The sequence below is a fragment of the Tepidiforma sp. genome, from assembly GCF_034433535.1.
Classification (GTDB): Bacteria; Chloroflexota; Dehalococcoidia; order Tepidiformales; family Tepidiformaceae; genus Tepidiforma.
The window spans coordinates 1-23,812 of the sequence record NZ_DAOUAO010000251.1 but is presented as its reverse complement, the minus strand read 5'-3'; the positions used below and the strand labels follow the sequence as shown (position 1 = coordinate 23,812).

27 protein-coding genes are annotated in these 23,812 nt (G+C 68.1%); 4 read left to right on the top strand and 23 right to left on the bottom strand.

Annotation, left to right across the window (positions count from 1 at the left end):
* Positions 1 to 69: 69 nt before the first annotated feature.
* Both VAE46_RS13440 and VAE46_RS13435 read right to left on the bottom strand, forming a co-directional pair.
* Positions 70 to 1,425, bottom strand: coding sequence for a hypothetical protein (locus VAE46_RS13440; protein WP_322797456.1), 1,356 nt, complete (start codon positions 1,423 to 1,425; stop codon positions 70 to 72).
* Positions 1,413 to 2,303, bottom strand: a complete 891-nt coding sequence (locus tag VAE46_RS13435; protein ID WP_322797455.1) for a UTP--glucose-1-phosphate uridylyltransferase — start codon at positions 2,301 to 2,303, stop codon at positions 1,413 to 1,415. Before VAE46_RS13435 ends, VAE46_RS13440 begins: the two co-directional genes overlap by 13 nt.
* Positions 2,304 to 2,367: 64 nt before the next feature.
* Here VAE46_RS13435 and infC point away from each other — a divergent pair, with 64 nt between their 5' ends.
* From infC to rplT, 3 genes are read left to right on the top strand one after another with little or no spacing between them, the layout of a single operon-like run.
* A complete protein-coding gene (gene infC / locus VAE46_RS13430) occupies positions 2,368 to 3,117 on the top strand; it encodes a translation initiation factor IF-3 (protein ID WP_322797454.1) in 750 nt (249 codons plus the stop codon).
* On the top strand, positions 3,117 to 3,317 hold the full coding sequence (locus VAE46_RS13425) for a bL35 family ribosomal protein (protein ID WP_322797453.1): 201 nt from the start codon (positions 3,117 to 3,119) through the stop codon (positions 3,315 to 3,317). The genes infC and VAE46_RS13425 overlap by 1 nt, the downstream gene beginning before the upstream one ends.
* Before the next feature lie 24 nt (positions 3,318 to 3,341).
* Positions 3,342 to 3,698, top strand: a complete 357-nt coding sequence (gene rplT, locus VAE46_RS13420) for a 50S ribosomal protein L20 (RefSeq protein ID WP_322797452.1) — start codon at positions 3,342 to 3,344, stop codon at positions 3,696 to 3,698.
* A gap of 87 nt (positions 3,699 to 3,785) precedes the next feature.
* On the opposite strand, the gene VAE46_RS13415 is transcribed toward rplT, so the two are convergent.
* The 17 genes from VAE46_RS13415 to rpoD all read right to left on the bottom strand — a co-directional run bounded on the left by VAE46_RS13415 (position 3,786) and on the right by rpoD (position 19,419).
* Positions 3,786 to 4,574: an ABC transporter permease gene (locus VAE46_RS13415; protein WP_322797451.1), complete on the bottom strand. Its 789-nt coding sequence runs from the start codon at positions 4,572 to 4,574 to the stop codon at positions 3,786 to 3,788.
* On the bottom strand, positions 4,571 to 5,491 hold the full coding sequence (locus VAE46_RS13410; RefSeq protein WP_322797450.1) for an ABC transporter ATP-binding protein: 921 nt from the start codon (positions 5,489 to 5,491) through the stop codon (positions 4,571 to 4,573). Before VAE46_RS13410 ends, VAE46_RS13415 begins: the two co-directional genes overlap by 4 nt.
* A 39-nt stretch (positions 5,492 to 5,530) precedes the next feature.
* The gene (locus VAE46_RS13405; RefSeq protein WP_416223976.1) at positions 5,531 to 5,752 is read right to left on the bottom strand and encodes a YggT family protein; all 222 of its coding nucleotides are present in this window, start codon (positions 5,750 to 5,752) and stop codon (positions 5,531 to 5,533) included.
* Positions 5,753 to 5,872: 120 nt separating this feature from the next.
* Positions 5,873 to 6,133 (bottom strand): YggT family protein, encoded by a 261-nt coding sequence (locus VAE46_RS13400; RefSeq protein ID WP_322797449.1) that lies wholly within the window; start codon positions 6,131 to 6,133, stop codon positions 5,873 to 5,875.
* On the bottom strand, positions 6,130 to 6,930 hold the full coding sequence (proC, locus tag VAE46_RS13395) for a pyrroline-5-carboxylate reductase (protein ID WP_322797448.1): 801 nt from the start codon (positions 6,928 to 6,930) through the stop codon (positions 6,130 to 6,132). The genes VAE46_RS13400 and proC overlap by 4 nt, the downstream gene beginning before the upstream one ends.
* Entirely contained in the window at positions 6,927 to 7,640 is a 714-nt protein-coding gene (locus VAE46_RS13390; protein WP_322797447.1) for a YggS family pyridoxal phosphate-dependent enzyme, read from the bottom strand. The genes proC and VAE46_RS13390 overlap by 4 nt, the downstream gene beginning before the upstream one ends.
* Complete coding sequence (locus VAE46_RS13385) at positions 7,607 to 7,870, bottom strand: hypothetical protein (protein ID WP_322797446.1); 264 nt, start codon at positions 7,868 to 7,870, stop codon at positions 7,607 to 7,609. Before VAE46_RS13385 ends, VAE46_RS13390 begins: the two co-directional genes overlap by 34 nt.
* A 108-nt stretch (positions 7,871 to 7,978) precedes the next feature.
* On the bottom strand, positions 7,979 to 10,372 hold the full coding sequence (locus VAE46_RS13380; protein ID WP_322797445.1) for a vitamin B12-dependent ribonucleotide reductase: 2,394 nt from the start codon (positions 10,370 to 10,372) through the stop codon (positions 7,979 to 7,981).
* 70 nt (positions 10,373 to 10,442) lie between these two features.
* Positions 10,443 to 10,778 (bottom strand): hypothetical protein, encoded by a 336-nt coding sequence (locus VAE46_RS13375; RefSeq protein WP_322797444.1) that lies wholly within the window; start codon positions 10,776 to 10,778, stop codon positions 10,443 to 10,445.
* Positions 10,775 to 11,341, bottom strand: coding sequence for a transcriptional regulator NrdR (gene nrdR, locus VAE46_RS13370; protein WP_322797443.1), 567 nt, complete (start codon positions 11,339 to 11,341; stop codon positions 10,775 to 10,777). The genes VAE46_RS13375 and nrdR overlap by 4 nt, the downstream gene beginning before the upstream one ends.
* A 122-nt stretch (positions 11,342 to 11,463) precedes the next feature.
* Positions 11,464 to 11,739, bottom strand: coding sequence for a hypothetical protein (locus tag VAE46_RS13365; RefSeq protein ID WP_322797442.1), 276 nt, complete (start codon positions 11,737 to 11,739; stop codon positions 11,464 to 11,466).
* Positions 11,740 to 11,781: 42 nt separating this feature from the next.
* Positions 11,782 to 13,419, bottom strand: coding sequence for a methyl-accepting chemotaxis protein (locus VAE46_RS13360; RefSeq protein ID WP_322797441.1), 1,638 nt, complete (start codon positions 13,417 to 13,419; stop codon positions 11,782 to 11,784).
* A gap of 114 nt (positions 13,420 to 13,533) precedes the next feature.
* A complete protein-coding gene (locus VAE46_RS13355; protein ID WP_322797440.1) occupies positions 13,534 to 14,325 on the bottom strand; it encodes a succinate dehydrogenase/fumarate reductase iron-sulfur subunit in 792 nt (263 codons plus the stop codon).
* Positions 14,322 to 16,241 carry a fumarate reductase/succinate dehydrogenase flavoprotein subunit gene (locus VAE46_RS13350; protein WP_322797439.1) on the bottom strand — a complete coding sequence of 640 codons (1,920 nt, stop codon included), beginning with the start codon at positions 16,239 to 16,241 and terminating at the stop codon, positions 14,322 to 14,324. Before VAE46_RS13350 ends, VAE46_RS13355 begins: the two co-directional genes overlap by 4 nt.
* A gap of 9 nt (positions 16,242 to 16,250) precedes the next feature.
* Positions 16,251 to 16,991, bottom strand: a complete 741-nt coding sequence (locus VAE46_RS13345; protein ID WP_322797438.1) for a succinate dehydrogenase cytochrome b subunit — start codon at positions 16,989 to 16,991, stop codon at positions 16,251 to 16,253.
* A gap of 178 nt (positions 16,992 to 17,169) precedes the next feature.
* Positions 17,170 to 17,712, bottom strand: a complete 543-nt coding sequence (locus tag VAE46_RS13340; RefSeq protein WP_322797437.1) for an NUDIX hydrolase — start codon at positions 17,710 to 17,712, stop codon at positions 17,170 to 17,172.
* Between the two features lie 114 nt (positions 17,713 to 17,826).
* Positions 17,827 to 19,419 (bottom strand): RNA polymerase sigma factor RpoD, encoded by a 1,593-nt coding sequence (gene rpoD, locus VAE46_RS13335; protein WP_322797436.1) that lies wholly within the window; start codon positions 19,417 to 19,419, stop codon positions 17,827 to 17,829.
* A gap of 410 nt (positions 19,420 to 19,829) precedes the next feature.
* Between rpoD and thrS the strand changes: the two genes are divergently transcribed.
* Positions 19,830 to 21,629, top strand: coding sequence for a threonine--tRNA ligase (thrS, locus tag VAE46_RS13330; protein ID WP_322797435.1), 1,800 nt, complete (start codon positions 19,830 to 19,832; stop codon positions 21,627 to 21,629).
* A gap of 14 nt (positions 21,630 to 21,643) precedes the next feature.
* On the opposite strand, the gene VAE46_RS13325 is transcribed toward thrS, so the two are convergent.
* The 4 genes from VAE46_RS13325 to coaE form a co-directional block, all read right to left on the bottom strand.
* Positions 21,644 to 21,985, bottom strand: coding sequence for a DUF2568 domain-containing protein (locus tag VAE46_RS13325; RefSeq protein ID WP_322797434.1), 342 nt, complete (start codon positions 21,983 to 21,985; stop codon positions 21,644 to 21,646).
* 96 nt (positions 21,986 to 22,081) lie between these two features.
* Positions 22,082 to 22,474, bottom strand: coding sequence for a MaoC/PaaZ C-terminal domain-containing protein (locus VAE46_RS13320; RefSeq protein ID WP_322797433.1), 393 nt, complete (start codon positions 22,472 to 22,474; stop codon positions 22,082 to 22,084).
* A gap of 10 nt (positions 22,475 to 22,484) precedes the next feature.
* Positions 22,485 to 22,964: an FAS1-like dehydratase domain-containing protein gene (locus VAE46_RS13315; protein ID WP_322797432.1), complete on the bottom strand. Its 480-nt coding sequence runs from the start codon at positions 22,962 to 22,964 to the stop codon at positions 22,485 to 22,487.
* Between the two features lie 72 nt (positions 22,965 to 23,036).
* Positions 23,037 to 23,774, bottom strand: a complete 738-nt coding sequence (coaE, locus tag VAE46_RS13310) for a dephospho-CoA kinase (RefSeq protein WP_322797431.1) — start codon at positions 23,772 to 23,774, stop codon at positions 23,037 to 23,039.
* Positions 23,775 to 23,812 lie beyond the last annotated feature (38 nt).

The following is a 23,812-nucleotide window of genomic DNA, read 5'->3' as shown; positions in this document are numbered from 1 at the left end:
ACCACCTCGCGTGTGTGTCACTCGCGGTGAAGGGTACGACACCGCCGGCGACCCTCGCCGGGCGCCAGCTCAGAAAATCGGGCCGGTCTCCGGAGCCTGTTCGTCCGCTGAGAGCAGCGTCTCCGCCGAGAGCAGCCCCGCCCGGGCGAGCATCCGTCGCCGCAGGCCGAGCAGGGTCGCCTCGTCGGCGCCGCCGAGCGCCCGCTTCACCAGTTCGAACAGCTCCCGGCCCGGCAGCAGCCCGTAGCGATAATTCTCGCAGGCACGGACGAGCGCCTCCGAAAATTCGTCCTTGCGCTGGTCGGGGTCCTGCTCGCGGAAGCCGTTCGCGACGACCAGCCCGTTCGGCGCCGGCCGCCCGGCCAGCACCTCCGCCTCGATGCGCCGCTGCAGGCGGATGTAAGGCCACTCGACTACCTGCCCCGTCGCGCATTCGAGCTCCACAAACGCCGTCGTCTCCTCCGAGCGCACGGCCAGCGGCTCGCCCGGCTCCGACACCACCGCGAACCCCAGCAGGCGCAGCGCCTCGCCAACCGCCTCACGGAATGCCGCGCCGTCGCGCCAGAGCACATCCCGGTACCGGGCCAGCGCATCGTGCCGTTCCCGCACCGCCGTCAGCCGCGAGGTCGCCTCCGCGGCGGCAGCCTCCGCCTCCTCCAGCTCGGCCTCCACCTGCTCCAGTCCCGGCACCGCTACCGAACGCACCCAGTACGGCGCCTCCTGTTCGAATCCCTTCCCCGCCAGTTGCCGGCAGGCGTCCACGAACGCCTGCGCCAGCTGCGTCCGCACCGTTCCGAACGATTCCGCCATCACCGGCACGAACACCACGCGCCCGCCCAGCACCGCGAACTCCGCCGCGATCGGCAGCCCCGAACCGCCGACCGCGACAACGTGCCCGTGCCGGCGGAACTCCGCCTGCCGGTCATCGAACCACGCCCGCCAGCTCACCTCCTTGCGGTACTCCCGCAGCAGCCCCGTGAACGGGTGGTGCTCATCGGCGATGCGAACCGTTCTCCCCTCGCCGGCCCGCAGGAACGGCGGCCCCCAGCTCAAACCCCCGGGCGCAGGCAGCCAGTGGTACCGGTCGCAGCCCTCGAAGCCAACCACGCCCGGTTGCATCGCATCCGGCCGCGCCAGCACCACTACCAGCCCCCCGGCCTCGAGCAGCCGCCGCGTCTCCTCGCCCCGGCGGCGCAACTGGTCCGCGATGCCCGCCACCGTCGCCGAGCCCGGCACATTCAGCACCGGCCGGCCATCGAACGCCTCCATCTCCTTCCCCTCCTCCACCACGTCGCGCACCGCACGGTCGATTCCCGCCGGGTCGATGATGAGCGCGTCATAATCCGCGTAGCTCGGCGCCGTCAGCGGGTTGTAGTTGTCGATCGCCACGTTCGGCAACGGAAACGAGATGCTCAGGATTCGCATGCCCGAACTCCCCCCAGGAGCGGCAGCAGCCGGTCGCGCAGCGGGCCGGCCAGATCCCCGCGAGCCAGCGCCGCGGCAACGTTGGCCACGATATACCCAAGCGGCCGACCCGTGTCGTAGCGCGTGCCCTCGAACCGCAGCGCCGAAACCGTCTCACCCGCCGCGATCTGGCGCGCCAGCGCATCCGTGATCTGCACCTCTCCATTCCGCCCCGGCGGCGTCGCATCGATGTGTTCGAGGATGGTCTCCGAGAGCACGTACCGCCCCACGATGCCCAGCCGCGAAGGCGCCTCCTCGAGCTTCGGCTTCTCCACCACCCGCCGCAAACGCGCCAGCCGCCCCTCGTGTTCCGGGTCCACAATCCCGTACTGCGGCACATCCGCCTCTGCCACCTCCTCCACCGCAATCACCGAACCCCCGGTCGCCTCGTACGCCTCCACCAGCTGCGCCGTGCACGAGCGCGTTCGGAGGATGACGTCGTCGGGGAACAGCAGCGCGAACGGCCTGCCCTCGATGAACTCCCGCGCGCAGGCCACCGCGTGCCCGATGCCCAGCTGCCTCGGCTGGTACACCGCGTGGAAGCGCGCCTTCTTCGCAATCGCCGCCAGCGAATCGGCCAGCGCCTGGTTCCCGGTCTCGCGCAGGGCGGTCTCCACCCGAGCACCCGCGCGGAAGTGCTCGAGGATCGCCTCCTTCCCCTCCGCTATCACGAAGACGATCTCGCTGATGCCCGCCGAGACCGCCTCGTCCACGCAGTAGTCGATCAAGGGCCGGTCGACTACCGGCAGCATCTCCTTCGGGACCGCTTTCGTGGCCGGGAGCATGCGCGTCCCCAGTCCCGCCGCAAGGATGACCGCCGTGGTGACCCGCTTCGCCATACGCCCCCATCCTAGGCGCTGCCATCGTTACCGGATATACAGAACACGCCTTCCTTGCTAGCATGTGAAGCTGTTCCAACCGCTCACGGGGAGAAGTTTGAGGAGACGACCAAAGGTTCCACCACGCCCGGCACCGCCGGAGCCGCGCATCAACGAACGCATCCGCGTTCCTGAAGTTCGCCTGATCGACGAAGAAGGTCGCCAGATCGGCATCGTCAAGACCTCCGAGGCCCTCGCCATGGCCCGGCAGCGCGATGTCGACCTCGTCGAAGTCGCCGCCCAGGCGAACCCGCCCGTTGCGCGCCTCATGGATTTCGGGCGCTTTAAATACGAACAGTCCAAGAAAGAACGCGAAGCCCGCAAGCATCAGCAAAACGTGCAGCTTCGCGAGGTCCGGATGAAGCCGAAGATCGACGACCACGATATCGACTTCAAAACCCGGATCGCGGCCAAGCTCCTCAAAGGAGGCGACAAGGTCAAGATCACGGTCATGTTCCGCGGGCGCGAAATCACGCACCCGCAGATTGGCAAGAACCTTATCGACCGCGTGGTGAAGAGCCTCGAGCACATCGCCACCGTCGAGAAGGATGCCGTCCTCGAAGGCCGCCACATGACCGTCATCCTCGCTCCCGACAAGAAGAAGCTCGCCGCACTGGCCCGCGCCGCCACCCAGCAGGGCGCCGGGCCAGCCCAGGCGGCGGAAGAAGAAGACGAGGCCGTCGCAGCAGCTGCCGCCGCCGCTCCCGTCGTCGGCGACGATGCCGCAGACGCCGATGACACCAGCGACGGCGACGACGCCGAAGGAGACGACTGATGCCCAAGCTCAAGACGCACAAAGGCGCTGCCAGCCGCTTCCGCGTAACCGGCAGCGGCAAGATCATGCGCATGTACGGCAGCCGCAACAACTTCCGCCGAAAGAAGCGGAAGCCCGTCACGGTCCAGTACGGCCGCACCGTCGAAGTCGCCAAATCCCACGTGCCGCTCATCCGCCGCCTTCTGGCCGGCCAGGAGTAGCACGAGCCGCCAAGGAGCCACCACATGAGCCGCGTCAAGCGGGGCGTCACTGCCCATCGCCGTCACAAGAAAGTCCTCGCCCTCACGAAAGGGCATTCCGGTCAGCGCCATCGCCTCTTCCGGCGTGCGAACGAGAGCATGCTCCATGCCCTCCGCTACAGCTGGGAAAACCGGCGCGACCGCAAGGGCGATTTCCGCCAGCTGTGGATCATCCGCATCAACGCCGCTGCTCGCCTCCACGGCCTCAGCTACAGCCAGTTCATCCACGGCCTCAAAAAGGCGGGGATCGAACTCGACCGCAAGGCTCTCGCCGACCTCGCGGTCACCCGGCCCGACGCCTTCGGACAGCTCGCCAGCCAGGCCCGCGCAGCCCTCGCCTGAGCCGCTTTCACCGCGAACGACCCCCGCGGGCACCGAATCCCGGCGCCCGCTTCGCGTTTCTCCCCGGACCCGCCCGCTGCAGGTTCGCTACTGCCCCGAGAAGGTCAGCTTCGGCACCTTGCTTAGCCCCAGCGCGTACACGCCTGCGCCCAGCACCGCCAGCACGGCGAAGTCGACCCCATAGCCGATGAAGCCCGCGCTCCCGGTGGCGTACACCGCCAGCTGGAGCGCATCCACCGCGTAGGTCAGCGGGTTCACATAGGCCAGCACCTTCATCCACGCCGGCAGCCCATCGATTGGGAAAAACGCGCCGGAAAAGAACAACAGCGGGAACAGCGCCAGGTTCATCACCAGGTGGAAGCCCTGCATCGACTGGATGCGGGTCGCCAGCGCCTGGGCCAGCCCGGTCAGGAGCAGGTTGAGCAGCACCACCGTGGCCGCTGCCAGCACCAAACCGCCGGCGACCCCGTGCTGCCAGCCGAAGTCCACGAACGGCGCCGCCACGCCCAGCACCACCAGCGCCTGCAGCCCGCCGATGACCAGCGCTGCCAGCGATTTGCCCAGCAGCACCGACCGCGGGTCGTGCGGGCTCGAAAGCAGCAGCCGCAGCATGCCGCTATCCCGGTCCCGGTAGTACGACGCCGAGGAGAACGTCGACGAAAACACCGACGTCATCACCACCGTCCCGGCAACCAGGTACGCCGTGAAGTTCCCCGCCGGCAGCCGCGACGGCTCGAGCCCCTGCGACACCCCATTTCCCAGGAACACCAGGAACACCAGCGGCGTCAGCATCGAGGAGTAGAGCTGCGACCGCGCCCGCACCACCGCGCGCAGGTCCCGCACCATGATCGCCGCGACCGCGCTCATCGAGCTCATGCCCGAACCTCCACGCGCCGTTCGACGTACTGGAAATAGGCATCCTCCAGCGAGGCCGCGTCGATCCGAATCGCCCGGATCGCTGACCCTGCAGCCGCGAAGATCTCCGGCACCAGCCGGGTCGCGTCGTCCGTCGTCACCAGCAGCTCCCCATTCCTGACTGCCACCTCGCCGGCACCCGCCAGCGCGGCAATGCGCTGCACCACCTGCTCGCTGGTCTCATCCAGTTCGACCCGAACCGCCTGCCGCCGCAACCCACGCTTCAGCTCCGCAGGCGTCCCGGTGGCCACAACCTTCCCGCGCTGGACGAACGCAACCTCCGTACAGACCGCATCTGCCTCGTGCAGGTCGTTCGTCGCCAGCAGCACGGTCGCGCCCTCGCGTCCCTCCAGCACCGCCTGCCACAGCAGCCGTCGCTCCTCCGGGTCCACCCCGGTCGTCGGCTCATCCAGCAGCAGCAGCTTGGGCCGGTGCAGCAGCGCCCGCGCGACCTCCAGCCGCCGCCGCATCCCGCCCGAAAGCGTCCCAATCGCATCCTTTGCCCGCGCGGCCAGGCCGAACCGCTCCAGCAGTTCCATCCCGCGCCGTTCAGCAGTTGTCCGTTCGACGCCGAACAGCCGGGCGGCAAAGCGCAGGTACTCCAGCGGTGTCATGAGCGGGTCCGCTGCGTTCTCCTGGAACACCGTCCCGACCCGCGCCCGCACCTTCCGCGAGGGCGGCTCCCCGAGCACCTCCAGGGTGCCGGCCTCTGGCCGTTCGCCGCCTGCCACCAGCGCAAGGAACGTGCTCTTCCCGCTGCCGTTCGGCCCCAGGATGCCGAAGACGCTTCCCCGCGCAACCTCCAGGGAGAAGCCATCCAGCGCGACCCGCTCTCCGTAGCGCCGAACGATGCCTGCAGCCCGAACCGCGGCCGTCACGCTGCCAGTGTCACATCCCGCAGCCGCGCGATCGAGTGACTACGCTGGCACGACCAGCATCGCCACCAGCTGCTGCATCACCAGCAGCGCGAGGATCGCCATCATCGGGGAAAGGTCAATCATCCCGGCGCGCGGCATCACCCGGCGGAAGGGGTCGATGATGGGTTCGGTCACCCGGAACAGCAGCTGGTAGAGCGAACTCCCCTGGTCCACGGGCAGCCAGCTGATGAGCGCCCGCGCGATGATGGCCCAGGTCAGGATGTTGAGCCACGTAAACGTCAGCTGAGCAACGTACGGATGAATCGGCGCACCCCCTGCGTCGCTGCTCTCAGCTTATCAGATCGGCCGAAAAGACCCCGTTGCGAACCCGGTCCCGTCCCGTCACTGTGCCGCCGCCCGCCGCACCACTTCCATCATCACGTAGAGCAGGATGATGACCACCATGCCGGAGAAGTCGATCATCCCCGTCCGCGGCAGCATTCGCCGGACCGGCTCCAGCAGCGGCTCGGTCACCCGGTACAGCAGCCGCGAGAGCTCATTGTCCTGGTTAATCGGAAACCAGCTCAGCAGCGACCGCAGGAACACCGCCAGGATCAGCAGCCAGAGGAAGAGGATGAACAGCGAGGCCACCGTGTCGTTCACGAACCGCCCCCCAGCTCCACCGCCCGTGCGTGGGCGGCCCGAACCGCCTCAATGACCCGCGCACGCAGCGCACCTCGCTCCAGCTCCAGCAGCCCGGCGGCCGTGGTCCCCGACGGCGAGGTCACCATCGCCCGCAGCTCCGCCGCGCTCTTCCCGCTCTCCTGCGCGTACACCGCCGAACCGTAGACCGTTTGCAGCACCAGCTCCTCGGCCATCGCCCGCGGCAGCCCTACGGCCACGGCCCCTTCCACCAGCGCCTCGATGAACAGGTAGACATAGGCCGGCCCGCTCCCGCTCACCGCCGTCGCCATGTCGATCTTCCGCTCATCGTCGACATAGACCTCCTTTCCAACCGCCCCGAGCAGCATCCGCGCCATCGACCGCTGGTCGACGGTCACCACCGGCGCTGCCGTCCAGACGGTCATGCCCGCCTTCACCGCAGCCGGGGTATTCGGCATCGCCCGCACGATGAACGGGTGGTCGAAGGCCGCCTCGATCGCCGCAATCCGCACCCCCGCCATGATCGAGAGCAGCAGCGCTCCCGGCCGCAGCCGGCCGCGCACGCTCGCCAGCTCCTGCGGCTTGACCGCCAGCACCACCAGCCCGGCTTCGCCCATCGGCGCGAAGTCGGCCGTTGCCTCCACCCCGTAGGCGGCCTTCAGCTGCACCCGGCGCGCATCGACCTTTTCGATCACCGTCACGTCTTCCGGTTCGAACACACCCCGGTCGAGCGCAGCCGCGAGCAGCGCCTCGCCCATGACACCGCCCCCGACGATGACGGCCTGCGTGCCCTTCATGGCCGCTCCCCGAACACTGCCCGCCCGATTCGCACCATAGTTGCGCCCTCCTCGATTGCAACCTCGAAATCGTCCGTCATGCCCATCGAAAGCTCCCGCAGGCCGTGCGTTTCGGCGAGCCCGCGCAGCTCCCGGAACACCGGTCGCACCTCCTCCGGGTCCTGCACCCGCGGCGCCACGGTCATCAGCCCTTCGACCTGCACCCGCTCCAGGCGCCGCGCCTGCTCGAGCACGAACCCCACCTCTCCCGGCGCTACCCCGAATTTCGTCGCCTCGCCCGCGACGTTCACCTCGAGCAGCACCCGCACCGGCGCGGGCGCCACCCGGTCAAGCAGCTCCAGCAGGCGGACCGAATCGATGCCGTGGAGTATAGCAAACGCCCCCGCCGCAGCCCGGGCCTTGTTCGATTGCAGGTGCCCGATGAGGTGCCAGCGGGCACGCGCAGCCTCAGCCCCTGCCAGCTCCGCGACCGCCGCGATCTTCGCCAGGCCTTCCTGCACCCGGTTCTCCCCGAACTCTGCCACGCCCGCGGCCAGCGCCGCTGCAACGGCCTCGGCTGGCTGCCCCTTCGTCACGGCGATGAGCCGCACGCCGGCGGGATTCCTCCCGGCGCGCTCGCACGCCGCGGCGATGCGGGCTCGCACCCCTTTCACCCGGCTGGCGATCTCCTCCGGCGTCATGGCAGGTCCGGCGGGTGCTTCGCCTCCCATACCGCCCGCGCGACCACCGCCGCTACAACCAGCCCGAGCAGCGCGAGGCCCAGCAGCACCGAAGTGAGGAATGCCCAGAGCAGCAGCACAAAGCCGAAAATGGCCCCGAAGAGCAGGCCCAGCGGCAGCGCCAGCGCCTTGAACACCACCCAGATGATGAGCAGCGTCTCCCGCCACGAACCCGGCGGCGGCTCGTCCGGCGGCGTGCTCGAACCGTAGTAGAAGCCCATACCCCGATTCTCACCGCCCCGCCGGGCGCTGTCGAACGCCCGTCGCGCGCAACGGGGGCTGCCGGCCTCCCGGCAGCCCCCGCGCACGGTGCGGATTCGGCCGTTACCTCACCCGCACTTGTTGTAGAAGCAGTTGTGGCAGACGAGGCACCCCTCCGCGTAGTACAGCACCGCGCCGCACTCGGGGCAGCCCACCCCGCTCGCCACCGCATCGCTGTGCAGCTTCGCGGCCACGCTCGCGTTCGTGCTCTGCACCACCAGGTCCGCCGGGATCAGCGTCGGCTGGGCCGCCGCCTTCGAGCCGCCGAACTTCAGTTCGAGCCAGCGGAACACGTAGTCCACGATGCTCGTCGCGATCGGGATCTCCTTGTTGCTCGTCGGGCCGCTCGGCTCGAACCGCGTGTTCTTCAGCTTCGAGGCCAGCTCCGTCAGCGGCACCCCGTACTGCAGCGCGTAGCTCGTCAGCATCGCCACGGTGTCCATCAGCCCCGAAACCGTCGACCCCTGCTTGCTCACGTTGATGAACACCTCGCCGGGCGTCCCATCCTCGAAGAGCCCGACCGTCATGTAGCCTTCCTGCTCCCCGACCCGGAACTTGTGCGTGATCGCCTGCCGCTCATCGGGCAGCCGCCGCCGCACCGGCCCGGCAACCTGCGCCACGATCGCCTGGGCGGCCTCCACCGCCTTCTGCGCGTCGCTCTTCTCGGCGTGCTTCAGCACCTGCAGCTCGCGCGACCCGTCGCGGTAGATGGTGATCCCCTTGCAGCCGGTCCGGTAGGCCAGCTCGTAGGAAATCCGCACGTCGTCCACCGTCGCCGCGTTCGGGAAGTTGATCGTTTTCGAAACGGCGTTGTCCGTGAACTCCTGGAATGCCGCCTGCATCCGCACGTGCCACTCCGGGCTGATTTCGTGCGCGGTGACGAAGACCTCCTTCACCCACTGCGGCACCTCCGGGCGCTCGGCCAGGTGGCCGCCCTCCGCGAGGAAGCGCATGAGCTCCTCGCTGTAGAAGCCCTCGGCCTTGGCCACTTCCTCGAACTGCTCGTTCACCTCGGTCAGCTCGGTCCGCTTCGTCGGGTCGTTCTTGTCGAGATAGTGCGAGCGGATGAACGCCAGCGCGAACACCGGCTCGATGCCGCCCGAGCAATTGGCGATGATGCTCAGCGTCCCGGTCGGTGCGATCGTCGTCCGCGTCGCATTCCGCATCGGCCGCGGCCCCTCCGGACCCTTCGGCCCGTAAATCGAATCCGCCCAGTCCGGGAAGTTCCCCCGCACCCGCGCCAGCTGCTCGCTCGCGGCATCCGCCTCGCGCTGGATGAACGACATCACGTCCCGCGCCAGCTTCAGCGCCGCCTCCGAGTTGTACGGGATGCGCAGGTCGATCAGCATGTCGGCCCAGCCCATCACGCCCAGCCCAATCCGCCGGATCGCGTGCGAAGTCTCCGCGATCTCGGGGATCGGGTACTGGTTCATCTCGATGACGTTGTCGAGCAGGTGCACCGACCGCCACACGGTCTGCTTCAGCCGTTCCCAGTCGACCGTCTTCGCGCCGACCGGGCCCGTCGTGAAGTGGTGCAGGTTGATCGAGCCCAGGTTGCACGAATCGTACGGGTAGAGCGGTTGCTCGCCGCACGGGTTCGTCGATTCCACCGGGCCGCGCTTCGGCACCGGGTTTGCCCGGCTCGCGTTGATGCGGTCGAGGAAGACCACCCCGGGGTCCCCGTTCTTCCAGGCGTTCCGCACCATCTTCTCCCATACCTCGCGCGCATCGCGCTGGCCCACTACCTGCCCGTCCTGCGGGTTGATGATGTCGTAGGTCGTGCCCGCCTCGACCGCTTTCATGAAGGCGTCCGTGACCGCCACGCTGATGTTGAAGTTCGTCAGCGTCGTCATGTCCGCCTTCATCTCGATGAACTCATCGATATCCGGGTGGTCCACCCGCAGGATGCCCATGTTCGCGCCGCGCCGCGTACCGCCCTGCTTGATCGCCTCGGTCGCAGCATCGAACACCTTCATGAACGAAACCGGCCCGCTCGCTACGCCCATCGTGGTCTGCACCTTCGAATTCGCCGGGCGCAGGCGCGAGAACGAAAACCCGGTGCCGCCGCCCGACTTGTGGATGATCGCCGTCTGCTTGATCGCCTCGAAGATCCCCTCGATCGAGTCCTCCACCGGCAGCACGAAGCAGGCCGAGAGCTGCTGAAGCTCGCGCCCGGCGTTCACCAGCGTCGGCGAGTTCGGCAGGAAATCGAGGGAGGCCATCAGCCGGTAGAACGACTCCTCGGCCGCGGCCCGGTCCGCCTCCGTCCCGCCGAACCGAAGTTCCGCCTCGGCCAGGTTGCGCGCCACCCGCCGGAACACCTCATCGGGCGTCTCAACGGCGTCGCCCTGTTCGTTGCGCTTGGCAATCCGGCGCTCGATCACCACTTTCGCGTTTGCCGAAAGCTCCCCCGGCCGGAAATCGCCTCCAAGCCCCAGTTCATCGTGCGTTGTGGTGACCATGTCTCTGCCTCCCGTTGATGTCCACAGCCCCGGCCGGGGCCGATAGCATACGAACAAATGTGCGAGCGCGCTAGCCCGCCCCGCCCGGCGGCGCTCCCACCGGTCCCGCCTCGTCGCTGCGCACCAGCCGCGGCTCACCCAGCCGCGACCGACCCAGGGCGAGGCGCCGCCCCGTGCCGTCGAGATCCGTCGCGGCGAACAGCTCCACCAGCCGCTGCGCCGCCTCGCCGGGGCCGGCCTCCGCCACCAGCCGCACCAGCTCCTCCGGGCGCATCACCCGGATGGCCAGCAGGTACGCCCGCTCCGAGAGCAGCAGCCCCCCGACCTCCGCGTCCCCATCCGGCGAGGTGCGGATGGCGCCGCCCAGGCGGGCGCTGTGCATCTCCCAGATCCTGAGCGGGCTCACCGGACGGACTCCGCGACCAGCCCGCCTTCGCCCCGCAGCAGCCGCGGTGCGCGCGGTTCGGACTCGGCAGGCTCAGGCAGGCTGAGCTGGAGCGTCCGCTCCTCGAACGTCGGCACGCGGCCCTGCTCCAGCTGCTCGACAGCCTCCTTCAGCGACTCGATGTCGGCGAACGAGCGGTACACCGAGGCGAACCGGATGTAGGCGATGTGGTCCAGCCGCCGGAGGGCGTCCATCGCAAGCTCTCCCACTACCTGCGATGAAACCTCCGCCCGGCCGTCGGCCAGCACCTTCGCTTCGATCTCCGCCACGATCGCCTCCAGCTGCGCGACCGAGATGTTCCGCTTCGCGCACGCTGCCCGGAGCCCGCGCAGCAGCTTCTCCCGCGAGAACTCCTCACGCCGGCCATCCCGCTTCACCACCTGCACGGTCGAGAGCTGCACCAGCTCGAGCGTGGTGAAGCGCTCGCCGCAGCGGATGCACTGCCGCCGGCGCCGAATGCCGTCATCCGTCGAGCGGCTGTCGGTCACCCGTGAGTCCCGGTAGTGGCAGTACGGGCAGCGCATCCCGCGAACTCCTGAATCGTTTACGCGCCTTCACACTTCGGCGCCGACGCGGCCCGCATCATCGCCCAATATCTGGTAGCCCGTCAAGGGGTTTTCCCAAAATCTTGTAGGGGCGATCCCTCTTAGCGCCTGCCCCTGGCCCAGAAGTCGCAGCCCGGCGTGTCCGTCCACGGGTGCATCACCCCGCTCCCCGGGTGCAGGCACGTGCCCCGACCGAATTCGCGGTCCTCCACGAACTCCCGGCACTGCCCGCAGACCCGTTGAGCCGCCGGCGGCGAGACGGCCGTCACCGGCAGCTCCTCGAACGGGTCCCCAACCTCGAACGGGTCGCGCCCCGAAGTCAGCCATTCGCGTCGCTGCGCGCGGCGCTCCCGCTTCCGCTCCTTTCGGCGTCCCATGCCCCGAGCGTACCGCCCCGCGGCCGCTCCCGCGACCGGTCGCTACGCCGCCTGCGGCTTCCGCCGGTCGACCGGGACGGGGATCTGCTGCTTCCTCCGCTCCCATTTGAAGCGTTCCGATGTCGCCTTCAACTCCTCGGCGAGCGCCCGCATCCGGGCGGACGTTTGGCCCAGCTTCGCCGCGTGCGCCGTCATCTCCTGGGTCGAAGCAGCCACTTCCTCGGCCGCTGCCGAATTCTCTTCGCTGGTGGCCGCCACCTGCAGCACCGCGCTCCGGAGGCCGGCTGCCGCCCTCGCGGTATCCGCCGCCCTGCTCGAGTTACGATCGGCAGCCTCCGCGATCGACGTAACCGCGCTGATGATGCGCTCCGTGCCCGACCGCAGGTCGGCGATCTCCCCGGCAATCCCCTGGATGTGCTCGGTCGAATTCCGCACCGCATCGATGATGGCCCGCAGCGATTCGCCCGCCTGCGCCGAGACCGTTCGGCCCTCCTCCGCCTGCGCCACCCCGGCGTTCATCGCCGCCACAGCCTCCTGCGTCCCCTCCTGGACCCGGGCGACGAGCGCCGCAATCTCCTTCGTCGCCGCCGATGACCGCTCCGCCAGGGCCCGCACGCTGTCCGCCACCACGGCGAATCCCTTGCCCTGCTCACCCGCACGGGCCGCTTCGATCGCCGCGTTCAGCGCGAGCAAATTCGTCTGCCCGGCGATCTCGTCGATCGTCTGCACGATCGCCCCGATCTGCTCGCCGAACCGGCCCAGTTCGTCCACCGTGCGCGCCGTCGCCTCCACCGAGGCCGCCAGCCCATCGATGGCGCGGATCGCCCGCTGCACGGCCTCATACCCTTCGGTGGCCACGGCCTGGCTATGACCGGCTTCGCTGGCCACGTTTGCGGCCCGCGCGGCCATTTCCATGACCCGCTGGCCCATCGCCTCGGCCTCGTCGCAGGCCGCCCGGGCGCTCCGCGCGTTCTCCTGCGCGGTTTCCGCCATCAGCTCCAGCACGTCGGTGAGTTCGCTCGAGTGCTGGTCGGAGTTTGCCGCCAGCTCCGCGAGGTGCACCGCCGAGCTGCTCACATCCGTGATCGCACGCGCGATCTCCTCCGATGCTTGTGCCATCATCTGCGATGACTCCTCCACCTCCCCCGCCGCCGCAAGCACCTTGTTCGTCCCGGTCAGCACCCGCCCGACCAGGTCGCGCAGGTCGTCGATCATCTGCTGCAGCGCTGAACCGATGACATTCTCGCCGGACGCCTGTTCCACCCGCACGGTCAGGTCGCCCTGTGCGACCTGACGGGCGACCTTTGCCAGGGTGTTCAGGTGCGCCATTGCCGCCTCCATCTGACGCGCCAGCCTGGCGAACTCCCCGAGCCCTTTGCCATCCAGGACGACCTCAACCCTTCCTTCAGCCAGCGCCTGTGCCGTCTCGCAGGCCGGCGCCATCCCCTTCCGTACCTGGCGATACAGCCACGTGCCCGCACCGGCAGCCAGCACGACCACCGCGGCCGCCAGACCGCCGACGAGGGTGGCCCGGTCCCCGGCGCCGGCGTCGCGCAGGAACACGGCGCTCATCGCACCAAGCACGGCCACCAGGGCGGCCGTCCCGAGTGCTGCCCCAAGCAGAAGCCCGGCAACCGAAACCTTCTCGGCAAATGTTGCTCGCGTGATGCTCTCCGACACAGCAAAACCCCCGGGACGATGTCCTCGATGCAACTATCGTCCCGGGGGTGCCAGGTTCGAATCGGGGATTTCCCTGCCAGCGCGACCGGTACGCGCCCATTTCAATGGGGTGTTTTACCCGGCAGCCTCCGTCATATCCACCTTGTGCGTCTGTCGGCGGTCCTTGAATTTCGCCTTCATATAATCACGGTTCATCATCGCGATGAACTCGATGCTGATCCCCTTCGGGCACACGGCCTCGCACTCCGCGTAGTTCGTGCAGCTCCCGAAGTACTCCTCCATCGTGTCGACCATTGCCACCGTTCGGCTCCAGCGCTCGGGCTGGCCCTGCGGCAGCAGGTTCAGGTGCGCCAGCTTCGCCGCCGTGAACAGCTGCGCGGCGCCGTTGGGGCAGGCCGCAACGCACGCCCCGCAGCCGATGCAGGCCGCGGCATCGAACGCACGGTCCGCAACCGGCTTCGGGATGAGGATGCTGTTCGCGTCGCGCGCGGCACCCGTCGGTGCCGTGATGTACCCGCCGGCCTCGATGATACGGTCGAACGCGGAGCGGTCCACGACCAGGTCCTTGATGACCGGGAACGCCGTCGCCCGCCACGGCTCGACGACGATCGTGTCGCCGTCCTTGAAATTCCGCATGTGCAGCTGGCAGGTCGTCGTCAGCTTCTTCGGCCCATGCGGCACGCCGTTGATGACCATCCCGCACGAACCGCAAATGCCTTCCCGGCAGTCGTGGTCGAACGCAATCGGCTCCTTGTTCTCCGCGATAAGCCGCTCGTTCACGACATCCAGCATCTCGAGGAACGACATGTCCTCGTTGATGCCCTTCGCTTCGTAGACCTCGAATCGCCCGGGATCGTTCGGGCCGCTCTGCCGCCAGACCTTCAGCGTCAGGTTGAGCGTGCTCATTTGTAGCTCCTCTGCGTCGGGTGCACGTACTCGAACACCAGGTCTTCCTTGTGCAGCTTCGCGTCGTGCCCGACGCCGCAGAATTCCCATGCGGCCACGTAGGCGAAGTGCTCGTCGTCGCGCTGGGCCTCACCATCCGGCGTCTGGTACTCCTCCCGGAAGTGGCCGCCGCACGACTCCTCGCGGTGCAGCGCGTCCTGGCACATCAGCTCCGCCAGCTCGAAGAAGTCGGCTACGCGCCCGGCCTTCTCCAGCGACTGGTTCAGGGTCTCGTCCTCGCCCAGCACCTTCACGTCGTGCCAGAACTCCTCGCGCAGCTCGGCGATGCGCTTGCGGGCGAACTTCAGCCCCTCCGCATTGCGCGACATGCCGCAGTAATCCCACATGATCTTGCCCAGCTCCCGGTGGAACGAATCCACCGACCGCGTGCCCATGATCGAGAGCAGGCGGTTGATCTGCTCGCGCACGGCCTCCTCCGCCTCGCGGAACGCCGGCGAATCGGTCGACGGCACCGGCGTGTTCAGCTGCGGCGCGAGGTCCCCGGCGATCGTCGTCGGCAGGATGAAGTAGCCGTCGGCCAGGCCCTGCATCAGCGCCGAGGCGCCAAGCCGGTTGGCCCCGTGGTCGCTGAAGTTGGCCTCACCCAGTACGAACAGCCCGGGCAGGTTCGACATCAGGTTGTAATCGACCCACAGCCCGCCCATCGTGTAGTGCACCGCCGGGTAGATGCGCATCGGGACCTCGTACGGGTTCTCGCCGGCGATGTTCTCGTACATGTCGAACAGGTTGCCGTAGCGCTGTTCGATCACCGAGCGCCCGAGCCGTTCGATGGCGGTCTTGAAGTCAAGGTACACCCCGTTCTTCAGCGGCCCGACGCCGTAGCCGGCGTCGACCATGCGCTTCGCAGCCCGCGAGGCCACGTCGCGCGGCACAAGGTTCGCGAACGAGGGGTACATCCGCTCGAGGTAGTAATCCCGGTCCTCCTCCGGGATCTGGTTGGGCGGGCGGTTGTCGTCCTTGTTCTTCGGCACCCAGATGCGGCCGTCATTGCGCAGCGATTCGCTCATCAGCGTGAGCTTCGACTGGTAATCGCCGCTGACCGGGATGCAGGTCGGGTGGATCTGCGTGAAGCACGGGTTCGCGAAGTAGGCGCCCTTCTTGTGCGCCCGCCAGGCAGCCGTCACATTGCTGCCCTTCGCGTTCGTCGAAAGGTAGAAGACGTTGCCGTAGCCGCCCGTGGCCAGCACCACCGCGTGTGCGGCGTGCCGCTGGATCTCGCCCGTCACCAGGTCGCGCGAGATGATCCCGACCGCCCGGCCGTTCTCCACCACCAGGTCGAGCATCTCCGTGCGCGGGTACATCCGCACCGTGCCCGCATCGATCTGGCGGCAGAGCGCCTGGTAGGCCCCCAGAAGCAGCTGCTGGCCCGTTTGCCCGCGCGCATAGAACGTGCGCGCCACCTGCGCCCCGCCGAAGGAGCGGTTATCGAGCAGGCCGCCGTACTCCCGCGCGAAGGGCACGCCCTGCGCCACGCACTGGTCGATGATCTGCACGCTGATCTCGGCCAGCCGGTAGACATTCGCCTCGCGCGCCCGGTAGTCGCCGCCTTTGATCGTGTCGTAGAAGAGGCGGAAGACCGAGTCGCCGTCGTTCTTGTAGTTCTTCGCCGCGTTGATGCCGCCCTGCGCCGCGATCGAGTGGGCCCGCCGCGGGCTGTCCTGGAAGCAGAACACCTTGACGTTGTAGCCCATCTCGCCCAGCGTCGCCGCGGCCGAGCTCCCGGCCAGCCCCGTGCCCACCACGATGATCTCGAACTTCCGCCGGTTCTGCGGCGCGACCAGCTTCGTCTCGAACTTCGCGTTACTCCACTTGTCCTTCAAATCGCCCGCAGGAATCTTCGCGTCCAGCATGCCCATCCCTCCTGCTCAGTCCACGATCCCGGTGATCACCGCAATCGGGAACGACACATTGCCGATCACAATCACCGCCGCAAATGCCGCTGCGAACCACCGCCGCCAGTGGTTGAACCGCGGATGCGACCAGCCGAGTGACTGGAACAGGCTCCACGCGCCGTGGTAGATGTGCATCCCCAGCAGCAGGTTCGCGACGACGTACACCCCCGCGACCGGTGCGCGGGAAAGGCTGGCCACCACGTTCTCGTACGGCTGCCCCTTGGTGAACTCGGCGCCGCCCATGCCCCAGGTCAGGTCCATCAGGTGGTAGATGACGAACAGGCCAACGATGACGCCGCTCCAGCGCATCGTCCGGGCGGCGTAGTTCGCGGCGATGTAGTCGCGGCCGCCTTCGTACTTCTTCGTCCGGGATTGCCGATTTTGGATGGTCAGCGTGGCCGCCGCGTGAATATGCAGTGCGAACGATACGATGAGCAGGCTCCGCACAATCCACAGCAGCCCCGTCCGCGGCAGGATCGGCTCACCGATCTCCCGCAGGTACTCGCCGTACCAGTTCATCTTCTCGGCGCCCTCGTAGAGGTGCAGGTTGCCGAGCATGTGCACCAGCACGAAGCCCAGGAGCACAATCCCCGTGACGGCCATCACGGCCTTCTTCCCAACCGCCGAACCGTAGAAATCGAGAATCCAGAGCCGCGGCCTCCCACGCCGCTGCCGCAACGGCTGCACGCCGCGCGCCCGTGTCCCTGAGAGCATGCCCCCCTCCTTCGACGGTCCCCGCCCGGCACCACGATGTTCTCCCCGGGCGAGCCAGAACCCCGGCGCCGAAACCCGCCGCACCCGTCCGCCGCCGCAGTTCCTCGCGAATCCTACGTCCGCCACCCCGCACCATCAATCAGCCGTCATACATCCCAGCTATAGAACCTTCGCCCGGTCAGCGATTCGATCCTTCAACCATTCGCGCCCAGCGCAGCACCCCAATCACCGACTTCGCGTCGCAAATCTCCCCCCGCTCCACCGCCGCTACCGCCTCCGCCAGCGTTCGAACCTCGACTTCGATGTCCTCATCCGCGTCCATCGCGAGCCGCGATTCGGTCAGCTCCAGGCAGGCGAACAAATGGATGTACTCGCTGGTGTACCCGGGCGCGACATAAAATCCGCCAAGCGGCACCACCCTCCCGGACACCCTCCCAACCTCTTCCTGCAGCTCGCGGTTCACCGCCGCCTCCGGCGCCTCGCCCGGTTCGAGCGTCCCTGCCGGCAGCTCCAGCAGCCGGCGCCCGGCCGCGTGCCGGTACTGCGTCACCAGCAGCAGCGACCCATCCGGCTGGACCGGCACCATGCACACGGCCCCCGGGTGCCGGATCGTCTCGCGCAGCGCCACCACCCCGCCGTCCATCTCCAGCCGGGCCAGCTCCACATCGAACAGCCGGCCACGGTACACCGTCTCCGTTCCAAGCAGCCGCGGCGTCTCCATCCCCGCGATTCTCATCTCCCTGTCGACAACGGTCGAACGCCTCGCCGAACACGAAAGCCCCGGGAACCCGTCCCGGGGCTTGCTCCACGAAACTGACGACCGCGACCGAGGGTCTTAGTCGAGGTAGTCGCGCAGCTTCTTGCTCCGGCTGGGGTGCCGCAGCTTGCGCAGCGCCTTCGCCTCGATCTGGCGGATGCGTTCGCGCGTCACGCCGAACTCGCGACCTACTTCCTCCAGCGTCCGGCTGCGGCCATCCTCCAGCCCGAACCGCAGCTGGAGCACCCGGCGCTCGCGGCTCGTCAGGCTGGCCAGCACATCCTCGACCTGCTCGCGCAGCAGCTGCTGGCTGGCCGCCTCCGCCGGAGCCAGCGCGCTCGGGTCCTCCAGGAAGTCGCCGAGGTGGCTATCCTCTTCCTCACCGATCGGCGTCTCCAGCGAAACCGGCTCCTGTGAGACCTTCTGGATCTCCCGGATGCGCTCCGGCGTGAACTGCGAGGCCGCATCGCCCTTGCCGGATTCGCTCATGCCGCGCGCGATCTCCTCGCTCGTAGGCTCGCGGCCGTATTCCTGCACCAGCCGCCGGCTCACCCGGACCAGCTTGTTGATCGTCTCGACCATGTGCACCGGGATGCGGATGGTGCGCGCCTGGTCCGCGATGGCCCGCGTGATCGCCTGCCGAATCCACCACGTCGCGTACGTTGAGAACTTGAAGCCCTTCCGGTAGTCGAACTTCTCGACCGCCCGGATAAGGCCGATGTTCCCCTCCTGGATGAGGTCCAGCAGCGACATCCCCCGGCCGATGTACTTCTTCGCCACCGAGACCACGAGGCGCAGGTTCGCCTCGGTCAGCCGCCGCTCCGCTTTCTGGCCGTTCCGCTTGATCGTGTCGAAGTGGTACCGGAGCTTCTCCTCCAGCGGCGCCAGCTTCTCCACGAGGTCGTCGTCCGGCGGCACGAGGTGGTCCTCGCCGCCCGCCTCCTCGGCCATCTCCCGCATCAGCTCGGGCGTCAGCACCGCCGTCACGATCGACAGCCGCACGATGCGCTGGTGGGCGTCCTCATCGGCCAGCTTCAGCTTGTTCACGATGTGCTGCTTGAAATCCGGGTCGATCTCCCCGTCCACCAGCCCGCGGAACTGCGGGTCGCCGATGACCTCGCTGTACGAAAGGTTCTTTAGTTTTCGCCCGTTCGGGTCGCGCCACTTCCGCACCACCGTCGCCTCGCCATCGGCGCCCGGTTTCACGTACTTGTCGAAGTCGTCGATGAACTTCTTCGCTTCCTTGTAGACCGGCAGAAGCTCCGCCCACTGCTCCAGCAGCCGTACGGCCACCCGGCTCGCCGACGGCGGGTGCGCGTAGTTCTGCACATACTCCTTCTCGATCTCCTCGATGTGCAGCCCATGCTCCATCTGCCGGGCGAGATGCTTCTCATCGTCGGCCGTCAGCAGGTAGACCTTGCCGATTTCCCGGAGGTACATCCGCACCGGGTCATCGATCCCCTCCGAATCGTCCGAAAGCAGCGCAAGGCTCGCGTCCTCATCCTCCTCTTCCGCCTCGTCGAGCGGGCTCTCCTCGTCCTCCCCAACCGCCGCGACGCCCAGCTCGTCGTCAGCCTCGCCATCTCCCAGCGAAGAGAGCTGGTTGAGGACACCGTCCAGGACATCGTCGTCGCTCGTCAGGGTCGAATCGGAAAGGATATCGTCGGTCATGCTCAGTTCGGGGCTTCCTCTCTTCCCGTGGGGAATGCGATCTCGCGCAGGGCAGACTGCGCCTTTTCCATGATAGCAAATCCGCTGAACGCCGCAAGCCCGCTCGCCTGCTATACTGTTCGGCAGCACAACCAACGGCTGCACCCCGCAGCCCACCATCGGCATCGACCGGGACGAGTAGCCCGCCGACCACCTCCAGAGAGCCGCGCCGCTGGCTGAAAGCGCGGCACCAGGCAGGCGAACACCCCCCGCGAGCCCGCACCGAGGCGCCCACGGCGATAAGGTCGCGCGGTTGGCCCCGTTACCGGCCGCCAACGAGTCCGCGCCTACGCGCGGAGAAGCTGGGTGGAACCACGAGCGCGCGCTCGTCCCGGCACCATCGCGCGCCACACCCCCCGGAGGTTCCACCGGTGCCCCAGCCCATCGAGTCCCACGTCGACCTCGCCAGCCTCCCCAGGGAGGAGCGCCTCGCGCGCATGCGCCACTCGGCCGCGCACCTCCTCGCCGAGGCCATGCTCGAGCGCTTCCCCGATGCCGAGCTCGGCATCGGCCCGCCCATCGACAACGGCTTCTACTACGACTTCCGCCTCCCGCGCTCCCTCACCCAGGACGACCTCGACTGGCTCGAAGAGCGCATGCGCCAGTCCGTCCGGCAGAAGCTCCCCTTCTCGATGGCCGCCATCTCGCGCGAAGAGGCCCGCGAGCGCTGGAAGAACCAACCGTACAAGCTCGACCTCCTCAACGACCTCGAGGACGGCACCATCACCCAGGCCACCCACGGTAACTTCACCGACCTCTGCAAGGGCGGCCACGTCAACCATACCGGCGAAATTGGTCCCTTCCGGCTGACCTCCGTCGCCGGCGCCTACTGGCGCGGCTCCGAAAAGAACCCCCAGCTCCAGCGCGTCTACGGCATCCTCTTCGAAACCGAGGAAGAGCTCGAGGCCTACCTCCGCCAGCTCGAAGAGGCGCGCCGCCGCGACCATCGCCGCATCGGCAAGGAGCTCAAGCTCTTCGAACTGTTCGATGAGACCGGCCCCGGCCATGTCGTGTGGCTGCCGGCCGGCGCCACCATCCGCCGCGAGCTCCAGCGCTGGATGGAAGACCTCGAAATCGAGCGCGGCTACCGCCACGTCGTCACCCCGGCCGTCTCCAAGCGCCAGCTCTACGTGAAGTCCGGCCACTGGGACCACTTCCACGACGCCATGTACCCCCTCATGGAGCGCGAAGGCGAAGAGTACGTCCTGCGCCCCATGAACTGCCCGTCCCACATCCTCGTCTTCAGCAGCGAGCTCCACTCCTACCGCGAGTTCCCCATCCGCATCGCCGAGTTCGGCAACATGCACCGATGGGAGAAGAGCGGTCAGGTCTCCGGCATGAGCCGCGTCCGCATCATGACCCTCAACGATGCCCACATCTTTTGCACCGACCCGGCCATGGTCGAAGCCGAGGTCGAAGGCGTCCTCCGGCTCATGGAGCACGCGTACGGCGTCCTCGGCCTGCGCAAGTACCGCTACCGACTCTCCCTCCGCGACCCCGATGACCGCGAAAAGTACGTCGATAACCCCCAGATGTGGGCCGACGGGGAAGCCCTCCTCCGCCGCGTCCTCGACCGGCTCGGGCTCGAATACTTCGCTGCCCCCGGCGAAGCCGCCTTCTACGGCCCCAAGATCGATGTGCAGTTCATGACCGCCGCCGGCAAGGAAGAAACCCTCTCCACCATCCAGGTCGACTTCCACTTCCCCCGACAGTTTGGTCTCGAGTACATCGGCGAGGACGGCGAGCGCCACCAGCCCATCATCGTCCACCGCGGCATCATCTCCACCCTCGAGCGCATGGTCGCCCTGCTCATCGAAGAGTACGAGGGCAACTTCCCGCTCTGGCTCGCCCCCACCCAGGCCGTGGTGGTGCCCATCGCCGACCGCCATCAGCCGTACGCCGAAACCGTCGCCGCCGAACTCCGCGCCCGCCGCCTGCGCGTCGAGGTCGATAGCCGCAACGACCGCATGAACGCCAAGATCCGCGATGCCCAGCTCCGCAAGGTGCCGTACATCCTCGTCGTCGGCGACCGCGAGGCCGAGCAGCGAACCGTCGCCCTCCGCGCCCGCGGCGGCGGCGACCTCGGCGCGCGCCCGCTGACGGAGGTCGTCGACCTCCTTGTTACCCAACGGGATACCCGTGCCCACGAGCCCGGCGTCTTCCCCGCCTGAGGCGGCGGCCGCGCTCAGCGGGTCAGCCGCACCAATGCGCCGTCGATGATGGCTGCCACCACGAGCAGCGCGCCCGCGCGCGGCCAGCCAGCCGCCGCCAGCAGGAGGCCGGCCCCCGCGAAGAGGCCGGCTTCGATTGCCAGCCGGCCTGCCGGTCCAACCTCGAAACGGGCACGCGGCGAAACGAACAGGCCCCAGGCTGCCCCGACCGCCGCCGCAGCGGCAAGACCGGCCGCGACCCGCGCCACCGTGGGCCCGGGAACAACGCGCGCCGTCCCTGCGGCGGTCGCGGTCAGCAGCGCCAGTTCCAGCAGGAACCGCACCCCCAGCGCGAACCCATGAACCGTTTCCCGCATCGTGAACCTCCTGGGGTCGGCGAGCACTCCCGGCAAAAAGCGAAGCCCGGCGCGCAGGCCGGGCCTCGCACGATACCGATTGAGCAGGTTGGCCGGTTAGTCGGCCTTCGCGACCGCCTCGCCCTCGACGACCGTCTCGCCGTTCTGGTTCACCGTCACCACCTTGATCGTGGCCAGGCCATCCTCGACCTTCGTCACCTCCAGCTTCGCCGTCAGCGTGTCGCCGGGCCACACCTGCCGCGTGAAGCGCACGCCGTACTTCTTCAGCGCCGTGACGCCCAGCCAGTCGGTCAGCGCCCGCGCCGTCAGCCCCATCGACAGCATGCCGTGCGCGAAGACCGACGGGTACCCCGCAACCTCCTTCGCAAACACCTCGTCGTGGTGGATCGGGTTGAAGTCCCCGCTCGCGCCGGCGTACTTCACGATGTGCGTGCGGTTCACCTTCTCGATGACGACCGCCTCGTACGTGTCACCAACCTTCAGTGCCATCCTTCGCCTCCTACTGCTCCACGGCCTTCTCGGTCTGCACGCCGACGCTGATCGCGGTCACGCACAGCACCCCGTCCTGGTTCCGGTACTCCGTAATCGTCTCCGAGAACTGCAGCCGACCCCCGCGGCGGCCTTCCTTCTCCCACCGGCGCCCCGGCCGCGTCGTCACATACAGCGTGTCACCCACGTGGATCGGGTGGTGGTATTCGTAGTGCTGCTCCGCGTGCAAACCGCGGCCAAGGCCGCCGCCACCCTGCCCCTCCGGCCGCGGCTGCCGGGGCTCCTTCCGCGGCCGCGTCAGGTCGAGCGGGTAGTCTGGCTGCCAGTGCGCGCTGCACTGGACGAACGTCGGCGGGACCACGACCCCGCCCACCGCCTTCGTCGCCGGGTCATTCGGGTCCCAGTACTCCGGCCGGATGTCCAGCAGCGAACGCGCGAACAGCATCACCTGCGTCCGATCGACCGGGAATTCGAATCCTTCGTCTGCCATCGTCAACTCCTTCCCTCGTGGAGAATGCTGCGCGCTGGATGGTACGCGAGCGCACCGCCCTCCGCCACGCGCTTAGCTGTTCGAAGCACCGCCCGGGCTCTCCGCCTCGGGGATGGTGACGCCCGTCTTCTGCAGCCGCTCACGGTTTTTCTCCAGGAATGCTGCCCACCACGCCGGGTAGTTCGATTCGAGCGGTTGCCCGGCAGCCCGCAGCGCAAGCAGCCGGTCGAGCTCAGCGTGAACCGCAGCGCGCAGCTCCTCCAGCGTGCCGTTGTTGCGGTAGACCCAATCCGCACCCGGCGCCCGCACCTCCAGCGGCACCATGCTCGCCAGTCGCTGGTTCGCCTCCTCGACCGTCATCCCGCGCGTTTCCACCAGCCGCCGCCGGGCAATCTCATCATCGACCCCAATCAGCCAGGTTTGGTCGCACCAGCGCGCGTAACCCGGCTCCATCAGGTTCACCGCTTCCATCACGCAGATGGCGTCATCGGGGAGTTCTGCCCGCCAGCCATCGATCACGCCCTTCACTGCCTCCGTAATCGAACCGATGGCGCGCGTCAGCCGATTCATCTCATCCGGCTTCCCGAACACTTTTGCGCCCAGCACCTTCCGGTCGATGTACCCGTCCGGTCCGACCACCTCCGGTCCGAACGCTGCCACCACCCGCTCGAACCCCGGCGTGCCCGGGTCATACAGCCGGTGCACCAGCTTGTCGGCGTCACAGTGATAGGCGCCGCGCTCCACCAGGATGTGCCCAACGGTCGATTTCCCGGCGGCAATCGTGCCCGCGAGCCCAATCACCAGCGGCATCGCAATTCCTCCTTACATCAGCGTGCGGGGGCGCAGCC